Source organism: Sphingopyxis sp. (assembly GCF_019459305.1).
In the GTDB taxonomy this organism is placed as follows: domain Bacteria; phylum Pseudomonadota; class Alphaproteobacteria; order Sphingomonadales; family Sphingomonadaceae; genus Sphingopyxis.
In genome coordinates this window covers 1-13,316 of sequence record NZ_JAIBES010000089.1, presented here as the reverse complement: position 1 = coordinate 13,316, position 13,316 = coordinate 1, and the positions used below count along the sequence as shown (strand labels likewise).

Genomic DNA, 13,316 nt, shown 5'->3' with positions numbered 1-13,316 from the left:
TCGGCGCTCTTCCCAACCAGCGCATTCAAGTCCATCTGATCCTTGGTCATCGGTGTTCTCCGTAAGTTGAGTTTTGCAACACAAGCTTACCGAAGTTCGCCGATGACCACCCGCGAAACTGACCGGACACTACAGCGCTTTATCGATTAGCGCGTGTCCGGTCAGCTTCGCTACCGGCAGAACCTACACCACCGCTGGGGACACGACCAAGGTCAAACGTCGGCTTCGGATACCGTCCGATTTGACGCCCCAGCAAAAGACTATCTGGCAAGGCATAGCGAAGCACGCTGCGCCAGGTCAGTTGGAGCAGGCGGATGGAGAGCTGCTGCGCATGCTCGTCGTGCATATCTCGCTTGCCCGGGAATACGAGCTGAAGCTTCGCTCCTCGCCGGCGCTCGTTCGAACTCCGAATGGAATGGCTGTTCAGACACCATATTTGGCGATGCTCAACCGGCAAACTGGAATAGTTTTGAAACTGCTCACCAGCCTCGGGTTCACGCCGACAGAGCGAGCGCGGCTGAACATCGGAAGTTCCAGCATATTCGATGACAGCGAGTTCGATGAATTTGATTAACAATGGAAGTTTTGCTGAGCGTAAAAAGATCAGCTGTTCGGGCTTCTGCGCTGAAAAATGACAAAGCGCAGCTGGCCCGCGACCTGGCGGCGCTCGACCGCTGGAGCCAATATGGTTTATAATGCCGCCGAGTTGCGACAAAAAGGCGATTGACCCGAGCGTCAATTGCCGACAAAAGCCCCTTATCGACGCAGCACCGGAAAGCATCCTCAAGGGTTAAGTCCAAATTTACCTCGGGGTGCGAAGATCTTCCTGCTTGTCGAAACCAGTTTGGATTCTCGTCTTGAGAGTCCCGGAGGGTGTTCGCAACCTCCTATTATCGGCCGCAAGGCATTTAACGACCCCCGGTGGTAACGCCGGGGGTCTTTCCTTTCCGCCGGAGGGGTGCTGATCCGCGGAGGCGGTCTGCCACGATCGCTACACGGGGATGGCCGGGTTTGGCCGCGAGCCACTTGGCGCCGATTTCGCGAAGGCGTGGGCGGTCTTGCGGCGCTCGCGATGGCAGCTTCCAGAGGGTCGCCCATATATAGGGCCAACTCGGATGCGAGGTTGCCGCTTTGCCGAGCCAGGCAAAGCCAAGTTCGCGAGTTTCGTCCGCATGCAGGGCCGGCATGGTCTTGACGACATCAGTCCAGATGCGCGTCCAGGGTCCCATATTGCCGTTACTTTCCTTCAGCCAGCGAAGGATATTGTCGCGCGCCCGCGCATTGTCCCATGGCGAGCCGCCAAACGCGCGGCGCCATTGCAGAACGTCGAGCCAGACGCGTGAAGGGCCGCGCGGCTCGGACAGCCAGAGATCGGCCGCTCCGAGGATCTCCTGATCGTTAAGGCGCTCGGGCATGAGTTGGCGCAAGGTCTGAAACAAGACGCTCCAGCGCCGCGCCCCCGCGGTCGCTTTGAGGGCGTTAATCCCGAGTTCCTTCAACGCTCCAGTGTCGCCGCCAGCCGCCACTTCGGCTTGGTGGACGAGATCCCACACGGAATGCCAACCACGCCCGGACATATTATTCGTGAGCCAGGGCCGAGCGAGTTGCACCAGCAGCGTATGCTCGCCCGGTTCCGCAAAGCGGAAGACGGCACGCCAAAGCATGGCCCAAGCCGGCTCCTGCAGCGCGCTTTTGAGATTAGCGGTCGCGCATCGCCGCAGGGCCGGATCGGTCATTGGCGCTGCGGGTTCGCCGATCGCGCGCCAGATCTTGATCCAATATGGCTGGGCCGATGCGGCCGCGAGCCAGCGCAGCGCACGCGCCTGAATAGCGTCGTCCTTGCCGATCGCGGGGTTGAGAAAGGCTGCGCGCGGCAACAACTGAACCCATTGCTTGTCCGAGAGCGGCGACCGCTTTAGCAAATCGGGCAGCCGATCCGACAGACATTGTTTTTCATGCGCGGACATATTCTCGCGCATCGAGTCCCAAAGCCAGTTCCAGACTTTGACATTGTCCGTCGTCGCGAGGAGCCCAAGCGCATGATCGAAATGGGGCTTGCGCAGAGCGCTGTTGGTCGTCGACCGCAGCATTCGCCCGCAGATATTGCGCTGAATATCTTCGGGCGTGTCGGCCATTTGGACGATTGCGAGCGCGTGCGGATCGAGCAGCGTGCGGGGCACGCCAAGGGCGCGCAGCGCGTCCCACGCGCATCCGCGCGCGCTGGCTACGGCGGCGGGGTCGGCGACGATCGGGGTAAAATGAGCGACCAGGTCTGCTACTTCGCTCGCGGTGAAGCCAGCCTTGCGGCATTCGCGGAACAGGGCGTACCAAATCGCGTGATCGGTGCGGTCTTTCAGCCAGGGGATGGCAAGCCGGGGCACCTGAACACTTAGGTCTGGATTGCGGGCGGACAACAAGCGCAGGGCGACGTTCGGCCAAACCATCGTTTCGGCAAAGGGGCTTTCGAGCCAGCTTAGTCCGAGGGGCAGGAGGGGATCGCCAGGCTCGGCCTGGCTGGTGACGATGTCGCGCCAGACGAATGGCCAACTTGGGTTAGCGAACAGTTGCAGGGCGGTCCATTGCCGCCCCCGCGCGATCAGCTGGGGGCGCATGGTGTCGCCGGCCCGCATCAGCATCTTTTGCCACACAAAGCCCCAGCCGAAATGATCGGGCGGCGCCTCGCGCAGAAAAGCCGAGCCGAGGCGAAGCAGATAAGGCAAAATCTCTGGCTCGGCATTATCGACGACCGCATTCCAGATATGCGACCAGCCCAGGAGCACTGGGCTGGCAAGGCTCAGCTTGCTTTCAGCAAGGGTTAGTAGGTCGCGGCGCAGAATGGGGTCGTCGCTTTCAAAGGCGTGAGACCAGAGCGCGGGCCAGACCCGCGTCCAACCATTATGATCGGGATCGATATCCTGGATCCACGCCAGCCCGATCTGAAGAAGCTGCTCATATTCAGCGGGCCTGTTATAGGTTTCGACCAGCAATTGCTGCCAGACGCGGTCCCAGCCGAAATTGATCGGATTGGCGGCTTGCCCGAAGCCCGGGCGCGCGATGCCGATCCAGCTCAAGCCTTCGTCTACGAGCGTCGAGCGGTCGACGCGCTTGCCGGCGAGGAGGTTCAGCCAGATGAAGGCCCAGCGCTCGTCGTTGCGCGCGGCGGCGATGAACCGCTGGGCGATGGCGTCGGAATCGCTGCACTGGCCATCATCTTGCAGCCGTTGGAGCAGCTTCGACCATCCGGGCTGGCTGCTCTGCGTCCGCTGCAACCAGTCGAGGAGAATAGGGCGTCCGGCTCGATCTGGAAGTTCGCGCAGCATGAAGATGAGCTGAGGCATGCGCGGCAGCGAGGTACCGGTTGCGACAAGGCTGGCGATACTCGCGAGAATGGGTGCATGCCCGGCGCGCAGCATGAAGTCGATCGCCACCGGGACCCAGTCGCGCCACGCGCCGTCGACGTCGCGCCACGCGATGAGGCGATTGAGGCAGCGCGCAACGCAGGCATGATAGCTTTCGGTGTCACCCTTGGCGGTCAGCAGGTAGTGACAGGACAAGCGAAGGCCGCGCGCGGGCACTTCAGCGGCATCGACGGCCGCGACGAGCAGCGGTAGCGGGTCGGGGGTAAGCGTCAGTCCGAGGCTATCACGCAACGCAACCCAGATCGGCAAATCTTCAAGCGGTGTCGCGCTATCGGCGCGCTCACGATAGACATCACTTAGCACCTGCCCGAGTTCGGTCTGGATTGCGCTGATGCGCTGTCCGATGGCAGGATCGGTATCGCCGCCCCGGCTACCGATATATTGCGCGAGACGCGCGATCGCCCAGAGCGGGGCATGGCGAATTTCGGGAAGTTCATTTTGCTGGCCGACTGCAGCCACGAGCGCCTCGCTGAGGTGCCGCTTGCGGTACGGGCGATCGGTAGCGCGGCCGAACCATTGCATGTAGATGGCATCGGCAAGATGCGGATGGGTCAGGCGCACGCCGCCGCGGATGCCGGCATTGAAATCGAGATGCGCCTGCTCCTCGCCGAGTGTGATGAGCGCCGCATCGAGGTCGGGATCGGCGTGGCGCATCGCGGCGAGATGATCGGCTGGAAAGTCAACATAGAGCCGGTTGAGGGCCAGAATTTGGGCGATTGCCGAGAATACCGGGCCATCCTTGCGGCCGTCGTCGAAGGTTTGGATGCGGTCGCGGAATCTGGCCGAGAAATCGGCGATGCTACCTTTAGCCCATTCAAAGATCTGCTGGACGAGCAGAATATTGCCGGTCATCGGCGCGACGGGGGTACCGGTCCGGGCTTCGTACCAGATTGCGAGTTCGGCCAGGTCGGCCGCGGTTTCGATGGGAAGAGCGAATCCGTCGCATGCGATGTGCGACCCGCACTGGTCTTCGGCGGCATCACGCTGTTCGGTAGGACCGCAGCAAATGATCGCGGGAGGCCTGCGGTCCTCGTTCGGGGCGCTGGCGCGGACATTCTCCCATTCAAGCTGGGCTTCCTCGACAGCGCGGGCGAAGGCCTGCTGACGGGCCGCCGTGAACGGATCGTCGAGAAGCAGGATCACGGTGCGTCCTTCCCGGATTCGCGGTGCCGCCCAGCGCACCGCTTCGGCGATTCGATCGACGCGTTCGCCAAGGTTTAAAAGGATTCGGTCCGGATTTTGGGCATGGAGGCGGGCGGCCAGATGGAGGAGCGCTGCGCTTTTTCCGCATCCCGAGCGCCCGGCGAGCCAGAACATGGGAAGTTTGTAGGGCTCTCGCTCGGCTGCGAGCCAGGTTTCGCAGCCGCGTTCGACATCGTCGTAGATCGCCCGATTTGCGAGTCGACCCTCGCGAAGGTCGGAAACGGTCAGTCGCTCCCCTAGCCGCACGGCCCGTTGCCCGTCGGGCGCTCTTTCCACGGTCCGCGGCGAGCGATCGCCGCTTCCCCAGAGCGCGAAGCGCATTTCGAGTTCATGCGATCGTTCACGCAGGGCGCGAAGCTCGAGCCGGAAGCTGTCGACGAGGGGATCGAGCGCATGGCCAGGCGCGCTGAGCAGGGCCCCGAGCATCCGATCGATCCGCGCGAAGGGGTCGGGGTCCTTGAACGCGTTGACGAGCAGGCGCGCGGCTTCTTGGCGCGCGTCGGGCCGGACGGAGATGGCGAGGCGGCTTTTGAACTGCACGAGGCCCGGCGACACGCCTTCCTCGGGCAGCCACCGCTCGAGACTGGCCTCCCAGTCGGCGAGGGTGCGCAGCGCGGATGCGACCTCGAAGCGCAGCAGCGGCAGCAGTCCCGGGGTATTTTGCGCGGCGAGTTGGTAGATTTGCCACAGCTCGCCGAGGGCGGAATGCAGCGCTGCGCTCGACATAGTGCGCTTGGCCTGGGTGATGACGATGCCGCGCTCGGCGCGCATGAGGTCAGAAAGTGCTTCGATATAAGCGGTGCCTTCGCCAGCAATTTCCTGTTCGATGATTGCAGCGATGCTCAAGGTTAGCTGGAAGTTGAACCCGGCCATTGCGGCGAGGCCGCCCGCGGCGGCGCGCGACGTCGACCAGGCGCCGCGCAGGGCGCGCAGTTCGTCGAGCCGTTCAGGGGTCAGAGGAGGAAGCGTGGCCGTCATATTCGATCAGTTGCTGTTCGGCAGCCGATCCAAAAGTGGGACGCTGGCGTTGCCTACTTGTTCTAGGTCCCACCCCTATGGCGTCAAGCCTTGGCGAAACTAACTTCCCGAAACTGGTCATTCGTTTATCAGGCTACGCCTGTCGTCTCCGAAACTCGACAAGCCTAGGATCACCGGCGACCGTGGGATTTTTCTCCAGCTCGTCGAAAAGATCGCCGATCTTGTAAGGCCATTCCAGCGGATCCTCGCCGAGAACCGTCCACAAAAGTTCCAGCAACTGAACAGGGAAGCGCTGGGCAATACCATCTTCACCCATGAGAAATGGACCAAGCCGCAGCCTTGAACCCCGGATAGGCTTCAGCCAAGGCAGAATGATCTCGACAATGTCGGCGAAATGCTCAGGCATGGTAAGCGCCAACTCGGTAAGTCGTCTCGAAATCCGCTGGGTGCGGATGGCGCGCTGACGCGGCCAGACCTTGAGCAGGAATGGGATAACGCGATCGAGCCAGCGCGAGTCGGGTTCGCGCGCCCAGCGCTCCAGATAGCCAAGCATCTGCGCGCGCAACTCCTCATCGGCGTGAATTAGAATTTCGCGCAATTCGACGTCGGGTATTAGACGCTCGGGTTCCTGGGCCTCCTCGTCTCCGCCCCAGCCTGCCAGCAGCATGCCGGCAAGCTTGTTGGCATGGTCCCGTCGCTTCACACCGTTTCGTGCCAGGGCGAAGAAATAAGGTTTGAGATGCTGATAGAGCGGTAGCTGCGGTGTGCGCGCACCCCAGAAATAGCCGCCCCAAAAAGCCTCAGCGTCCGTGCCCACCTGTTCGGCGAGGCTAAGCAACCGCGCCTCGACCCATTCGGGATCGATATTGAAGAGCCAGTTCAGGCGCGGCGTGATCATGGCAATCGCGTGCTGCCGGTGATCGGGCGGCAGCGCGAGCAGTTGGTCGAATCGGCTCCGCCAGGAAGCGGGCAGGCCAGCTCCTGCCGCGAAATCCGCCTTGGCAGGATCTTTGAGCATCGAGTCGACCATTCGGCCCGCCGGGCGATTGAGGCCGTCATCGACCCAGCTCGCATCAGATCGGCGAAATTTTGGTCGCGACGGATGGGCCGCCAGCGCCGCAATCAAGGCGTTCCACACCAGGTCAAAGACCACCGGGAGCCGGGCGTGCAAGATTTCGCCATGGTCACGTAACCATTCGGAAATGGGGTGCTTGAGCGCATCGATCTGGTCAAGGTCGAGCCGCGCAAGGCGATGGCCTATGGCCGTCAGCATACGTGGTCGCGATGATTTCTCACCCTTGGCATTAAGCAAAGAAGTCCATGCCTGCGGCTCAAACTGCCCGTTCCGCATGGCATCTGTGAGGACACCGAGCGCGCGTAGGGGCTGCGTTTCGGCCAATCCCCGAAAAGGAGCTCGCCGAACGCGCTCGTAGAAATCACGTCCTTCGACTTGTGCGACAGTAGGCATTATCTCATTCAGCGGCAGATCGATGAGGGTCGCAGGATCGGTGTCGGTTTCGATCGAATAGACCTCGCCAACCTGTCGCCGCGCTGCCTGACCGGCAAAGCGCGGCTCCCATTCCGCCGCAATAGCGCGCAGCTTCGCTATCTCCGCCTCGAAATTAAAACCGAATGTGATCCCATTGTCGCGCAGCCATTGAAGGCGGTTCAAGCGATAATGCGCATTGACCACGGCCTCGTCAGCGCGCGGCTCGGGCCAGGGAAAGTTTCCGGTGAGCAGCCGGCCCTCGATAGCTGACCGGTCGCTGGCTTCCAGCTCGGACCACCGGTCACGCAGGGCATAGAGAAGGTCGCGTTCGTGCTGGTCTGACCAGAACGATTCCTCGTCCAGCGACCGAAAGATTTCGCCAGCCTCTGCCGGATTGACCAGCCCGGCATGTCCGGCGGCCCAGATCCTCAGGCGCGTGAATACCTCGTTAGCGCCAGCAGGCCATTGCAAAACCTCGTCGCGGGCGGCGTTGCGATCGACAGCGGCCAGACGCAGGACAAGATTGGTGAAGGCAACAAGATGTCCGGTAAATCCGTATTCGTCCTCACTCAGTTCCTTGCCATCGTCCGCTCTTGTGGAATCGAAGAAGATCCGATCGCGCCCGCGCACCTCGCCTTCGAGGATGATCGCATGCTCGATATGCTGACGAAACAGGCTCGCCGCATAGACGACTTGCTCATCCGGAATTGCCAGGGGCTCATGCGGCCGCGGATATTTGACGCCAACGCGCAAGATGTCACCCAGTGTCAGATCCTCGCGCATGGCCGGAGCGCGCACGCCAAAGGCGGGCTCGACTTCGAGGATCGGTCGGTAGCAATCGAGCAGCCTGCGAATTAGGCTCGACGACCAGCCTTCGAGCTTGACCCTTTCTTCTACATCATATCGCACATGGTCCGGATCAACCGCGCCCTGTTGCCAGGCCGCGAGCAAAGCGCGCCAACCCTCGCGCATGACCGGCGGATAACGCGCTGCTTCCCGGCGCAACGACCACTCAAGTTGTTGCTGGGTGTGCGAATGTAGCTGACCTTGATGTGCGACCCACCACAAGGCAGCAGGCTGGTGCGCGACTTTCTGCAGGAAGACGCCGAGATGCCATAGCCGGGTTGGCAGCTTCGCGGGCTCATCGGCCCCGCCACCACGAAACCTTCCCGCGCCAGCTTCAGGCAGGTCACGACGATCCTCTTCGGTCGATGCGAAGCCGTCCCATGCTCCCGATGGAACCTTCCGACTGGCAAACCGGTCGTCAGGATCTGTGGCTTCGGGAGCTTCATCCGAATCGAGACTGAACGCGTCGAACGGGTCGAAGCGTTCGCTTGTGTCGTCATAAAGATCGAGCTGGCCGGGCTGGCCATAACGCATTGCCGGATCAAGCACCGCGAGCCACTCCGCCGCGGGTGGCTCGGCAGCGCCAGCAAGATGGCGTGCGCCCGTTGTGGTGGCCGCGATGTGCGCCATTATGCCACGCTGGTATGGCAAGGCAGCTCCCGGGCCGACAACGGCTGCCGCGATCACCTGGCGGTGCCAACCATCGACATCGCGTGCGCGCTCAGCCCATGCCCCCAATGTATCCCATAGAGCTGCGTGCTGATTCGCGCTGGAATAGGGGAGCGGGCAGACGCCCTTATGCGCCCATTGCTCGGTCGCCCGAGCGATCTCTCCAGCCTGAAAGGCATAGAGCCCATTTGGCCGATCCTCGGATCGATTTAGCGCTTCGAGGAGATATTGCACCGGCGGGTCGTCTGCGGAATAGCCGACGAAGACGATCTTGAAGCGTTCAAGCAGTGCGTGAATGTAGCGCGTTGCCCAGCCATCGGCGAGATAGGCCCGGCCGAAATCGGCGCTCGACAGCACGAATTCATCGTCGCAGGCACGCCGATAGTCTGGGTCGACCCGCCCATGGATATGCACGATCCCGCGGAAATCGATCTCCCGTCCCGGGTCGGGAAGCCGGGGCGGATTGCTGCTGTCCAGCGTCGGATCGCATTCCTCGAACAGCAGATCGAAATTGGTGGTGACCAGACGCGCACCCCCCGCACGCGTACGTGCCAGATCGAGCAATATCCGATGGCAGTCGAGCCCGTGGCCAGGTTCAGGCTTGAGCGCGGAGGCAACCGCCTCGCGAACCTCGCTCGGTTCGAACTCGCGTTCGAGCATCCCGAAAATACGGTCCGTGGCGACTAGCCCGGTGAGCCCGCTCGCTTCCTCGAAGTCCTGGGCGCTCTGGAACAGGCGGCGTGCAGGACTGTCCAGTGCCGATCCGAGCAAGGCCAGTACCTTCTCGGCGAGCTTCGCGAAATTGGGTAAGCCGGCTTTGGCCTGAGATACTCCGGCGCCGCAGAAAAAGAGCACTTGGCCAGCATCCCGCGCCGTCAACAGTTCGTCCGGGAGCGATGGACCATCAGCGATAAACCTCATCTACCTAATGTCCTTATCAGCCTCGGAGGGCACCATCGTCCGGCCATCTTAGTCCAACTTCGCTCACGCATTTCAAGGCACGGCTCGTATCTGGTGCAAGGCTATAATAAGGTTATCACGCTGGCCACTGGCTGCCTTTTTGACTTTCGTCAGCCAAGACCAATTTAGACACATCGTCCGACCGACGCGGCATTCGGATTCCATCCTATTCGAAAACGCATTCAGGACTATCGACTAGGCTGTTAAACGACTGGAACGGATCGCAAAGCTTTCATCAACCAAAATCTGAACGAGCGGCAGCTTTCGGGAGAAGTTCGAACCGAAGTGAACGACCGAGATAGCGCGCATTGCTCACCAATAAACACGCATCTCGATTTACGTGAAGCGACCACACCGCCCGTTAGCTGGAAAAGCTGGTATAGATACTCGCGGTCGCAATTACCGCCAGCGATATCAGGAGTGACCACTGCCATAGGGGGCTTTCAGGTTTGCTATCGCGTGGGTCGGGCCATAGAGGGGGCATCAGATCAGCATCATATCGTCCGCTGGTTTTGCCTTCCGCGCGAACCACGGATCATCGGTGCGCTCGGCGACGAGCTGGCTGGCAGGATACTGGGTCACCAGCTTCATCGCCTCCTCGGCGTCGGCGCGTAGCCAGACGTCATGGGCGTCGGGGGGCAGGATGACCGGCATCCGGTCGTGGATGTCCCAAAGCTCCTTGGTCGCATCGACCATGACGCCGGTATAGGCGTCGCCCCATTCGTCGGTCGGGCGCCACAGTCCCGCCCAGGCTGCAAGCGGCTGGTCGGCGACGCGGATCCAGGTGCGGGTCATCTTGCCCGGCTCGCCCTCAGCCTCGGCGAACGACGTGAACGGGATGAGGCAGCGTTGGGCCGGGTCGGTGAACCACTGGCGCCAGATCGTCCATAGTTTGTCGTCGCGGGCATTGTTGGTCGCGGTTGGCTTGTTCAGTTTGCCGGTGCGCTTGTTGGTCGAGTGACGAGGGAAGCCCCAGGTCATCTGCTGCAGGATGCGTTGGCCCTGATCCTCGCGCACGACGATGCCGGGATATTGTGGATAGACGTCGGCGGGGGCGTTGAAGCCATAGGTCGCCGGCGTCCCGAACAGGTTCGCCATCTCCTGTACCGTGCTCTTGTTGGTGTAGAGATTGCACACCCCGCGATCATGCCCTGCCCGCCCGGCCTGTCAATCGGCAACCGGCCAAGCCCACGCGCGTTCGCGATGCGAAGGAGACACGACATGACTTCCGAATATGATGCTGCCAAGACCGCGCCCGTCGAGCGCGTCGCCCGCGTGCTGGCCGGGCATGCGCTGAGCCGCAACGCCGAAGGTGACATGGGGTCGGCGGGACCCGCCGTCGACGATCTGTGGCCCGACTATTCCCCGGCGGCGCTTGCGGTACTGCGCACCCTGCGCGAACCGAGCGGCCGTATGCTTGCAGTAGGCGACGCCGACATCTGGGATCGGATGATCACCGCCGCGATCGAGGACGAAAGCCTCTCGGACTGAAGTGTCTAACGCCGCCGCCGGAGCTGGCGCTTCCATTCGATGATATCAGGCATCGGCAGCTGGCGGGTGTGATTGACGTTCACCAGCTCCAGCGTCGCAAGCGTCCGCTGCCGTTTGGCATAATAGCATTGCAGGCAGCGCATGCGTTTGCGCACTGCGGGCAAGCGGTCATTCCAGCCTTTGCGCTCGAACAGGTACCACAGCGCATGCGGATCGAAGATGCCGACGTTTCCGCACGGACACGACACCTTCACCGTGTGATGCCGGCATGCGACATCGAACAGGCTGCTGATGGGGTTAACGAGGGTCCGATTCATGGCTCGACAAATGAGAACGAAAGAGGAACAATCGGCAAGAGGGATTCGAGTCGGAGTGTGAAAGATGGAAACGATCGACCGCAAATATCGCGGTCTCGAGATATGGGACGTCGATAACGTTGCGCCGGCGATCAGGGACGAAGCGACGGCTGCTGCGTTGGGCGTGCTCGATCTTGAAGCTGTGTCCCCGCTGCAAGCCCGCGTTGCGCAGCTCACGCTGGAAGCGATGGACGACAAGGGCGTGCTCGACCGCGCCGATCCGTCTGACTTCGGCCTCAACATGGCGCATCTGAATGCTTGCCGCGAAGCAGAAGGTGCCGCCCGCCGCGTGATCGAACGGCTCGCCCCCAACCGCGCCGAACCCTATCTCATGCTCGGCGTCGCCGATTGGGCGCTGAGCGAATGGCAGGCGCACGACACGGACCCGACCAGGATATGACACCGGGACATAATGGGAAGCCGGTGGCAGACCGCATAGCTGATTACATCGAACATCGGGCCGAGCGGTTCAATGACCGGGCGGCAGCGACGGGAAATGCCGAACTGCTGACCCGCGCCACGACGCTAAACGCAGTGGCTTCGGACATCCGCGCCCGTCTTTTCGACGACTGACATGGTCTATCGAAAAGGGGAGCGCGCCGTCGCGAAAGAGATCCGGGCCTACACGCCAGACCATCCGGTTGCGAAATGGATTGCCGATGGCGACCACTGGCTGACGGCCTGGGTCGGGCAGATGTGCACACCGTGGCAGACGATTACGAAAAAGACGGGAATCTCGCGCGAACGGATCGAGGCGCTTAATGATAACGCTGAGCCAACCGCAGACGAAATCGAAAAACTAGCCGGGATATGGTGGGTCACGCCCGAAGGTCTGCGGCGATCGATTGAAGAGGCTAGGGCCAAGCAGTGATTTTCTCCCTCTTGCTCGCCGCCTCCGTTGTTCCTGCTGGTCAGCGGGCGGCGCTGGTGGCAGTCGGATTGCTGCCTTCTGCACGTCGCCCCGCTCGGGCAACATATCTTGCGCCATGGTCCGCGATGGCTTTGCCGCGAAATGGGACAGATACTGGCGAGCCCATCGCTGCAACTGACATCGATGTAGATTGCCAGCATTCGGAGGGCGTCCTATGCTCGCCGGGACTGCGGGGGGCAAAACCATAACAGGTCGCCGCGGTACGTCGCCGCGACCGTCTCGGACGTTGGCTTCAGGCAGCGTCCACTCTGCATGGGGCATCGCGGTTGGCAGATCAGCCCTCCCGCCAATTCACGGAATTTTCACTGACGCAGCGTAATGGGCGCCAACCCCGCCGCGTAGCGACCCACGTGGCGGGGCCATCAGGCGAGTTTGAGAATTGTTGAGGCTCAAAGTTCCCAGCCATTATTGAGCTATGCATTCGTCCACTTTTGAACGTTTCCAGCGCCGGCAGTTCCATAAACCGCGGTCGAGACTCGTGCTCCGATTCAAAGCGTACGAAAACTCAATTGCCTCCACCTCGCGGTCCGTGAACGGCATGTTTCCTGCGGCGCGTTCAGCATCGATCCAGCCGTGGACCTGGCAAAAGTCGAACTGCGTGCATTTTGCACGAGCTTCGGCGAGTATTTTCTCGGGATCCGCTCGTTGATTAAAAGTCATCGCGAATATAGATTTTCCGGCGATAAGTTTGAATTCAGCGTCGACGTCAGCGAATATGGGCTCGGCCGGTTTCGGAGTTGGAACCTGCTCTGCAATGGCTCCCATTGCGCCCACGCCGAACAGCCCGATCAGGCCCCATTGCCACCGTTTAAATTTCTTCATTGAGAGCGCGTCGGTCGTGTCCCATTTGATGGTGTAGGTTCGCCGGCGCAGCCTTAGCGATCTCCGGCCAAGCCGGGTTGATCATGCTGCCATCGCGGGCAACGTGATGATGGCATTATCGCTTAATCCCGAGACGCTCTCAAGGGTCATGT

At 61.6% G+C, this 13,316-nt stretch carries 10 protein-coding genes; 5 read left to right on the top strand and 5 right to left on the bottom strand.

Annotated features, from left to right (window positions below; translation table 11 throughout):
• Positions 1–241 precede the first annotated feature (241 nt).
• Complete coding sequence (locus tag K0M74_RS19845; protein ID WP_366932649.1) at positions 242–574, top strand: P27 family phage terminase small subunit; 333 nt, start codon at positions 242–244, stop codon at positions 572–574.
• Between the two features lie 334 nt (positions 575–908).
• Here K0M74_RS19845 and K0M74_RS10560 read toward each other — a convergent pair whose 3' ends face one another.
• The 3 genes from K0M74_RS10560 to K0M74_RS10550 all read right to left on the bottom strand — a co-directional run bounded on the left by K0M74_RS10560 (position 909) and on the right by K0M74_RS10550 (position 10,701).
• Entirely contained in the window at positions 909–5,600 is a 4,692-nt protein-coding gene (locus K0M74_RS10560; protein ID WP_293971626.1) for a hypothetical protein, read from the bottom strand.
• Positions 5,601–5,733: 133 nt separating this feature from the next.
• Positions 5,734–9,525 (bottom strand): SIR2 family protein, encoded by a 3,792-nt coding sequence (locus tag K0M74_RS10555; RefSeq protein WP_293971623.1) that lies wholly within the window; start codon positions 9,523–9,525, stop codon positions 5,734–5,736.
• A gap of 522 nt (positions 9,526–10,047) precedes the next feature.
• Positions 10,048–10,701, bottom strand: coding sequence for an SOS response-associated peptidase family protein (locus K0M74_RS10550; protein ID WP_293971620.1), 654 nt, complete (start codon positions 10,699–10,701; stop codon positions 10,048–10,050).
• 84 nt (positions 10,702–10,785) lie between these two features.
• Between K0M74_RS10550 and K0M74_RS10545 the strand changes: the two genes are divergently transcribed.
• Positions 10,786–11,055 carry a hypothetical protein gene (locus K0M74_RS10545; protein WP_293971617.1) on the top strand — a complete coding sequence of 90 codons (270 nt, stop codon included), beginning with the start codon at positions 10,786–10,788 and terminating at the stop codon, positions 11,053–11,055.
• Positions 11,056–11,060: 5 nt separating this feature from the next.
• Here K0M74_RS10545 and K0M74_RS10540 read toward each other — a convergent pair whose 3' ends face one another.
• Entirely contained in the window at positions 11,061–11,372 is a 312-nt protein-coding gene (locus K0M74_RS10540; RefSeq protein ID WP_293971614.1) for a hypothetical protein, read from the bottom strand.
• 64 nt (positions 11,373–11,436) lie between these two features.
• Here K0M74_RS10540 and K0M74_RS10535 point away from each other — a divergent pair, with 64 nt between their 5' ends.
• From K0M74_RS10535 to K0M74_RS10525, 3 genes are read left to right on the top strand one after another with little or no spacing between them, the layout of a single operon-like run.
• Positions 11,437–11,811: a hypothetical protein gene (locus K0M74_RS10535; protein WP_293971611.1), complete on the top strand. Its 375-nt coding sequence runs from the start codon at positions 11,437–11,439 to the stop codon at positions 11,809–11,811.
• Positions 11,812–11,834: 23 nt separating this feature from the next.
• Positions 11,835–11,984, top strand: a complete 150-nt coding sequence (locus tag K0M74_RS10530; protein ID WP_293971608.1) for a hypothetical protein — start codon at positions 11,835–11,837, stop codon at positions 11,982–11,984.
• A gap of 1 nt (position 11,985) precedes the next feature.
• The gene (locus K0M74_RS10525) at positions 11,986–12,282 is read left to right on the top strand and encodes a hypothetical protein (protein ID WP_293971605.1); all 297 of its coding nucleotides are present in this window, start codon (positions 11,986–11,988) and stop codon (positions 12,280–12,282) included.
• Between the two features lie 465 nt (positions 12,283–12,747).
• Here K0M74_RS10525 and K0M74_RS10520 read toward each other — a convergent pair whose 3' ends face one another.
• A complete protein-coding gene (locus tag K0M74_RS10520; protein ID WP_293971602.1) occupies positions 12,748–13,164 on the bottom strand; it encodes a hypothetical protein in 417 nt (138 codons plus the stop codon).
• Positions 13,165–13,316: the final 152 nt, after the last annotated feature.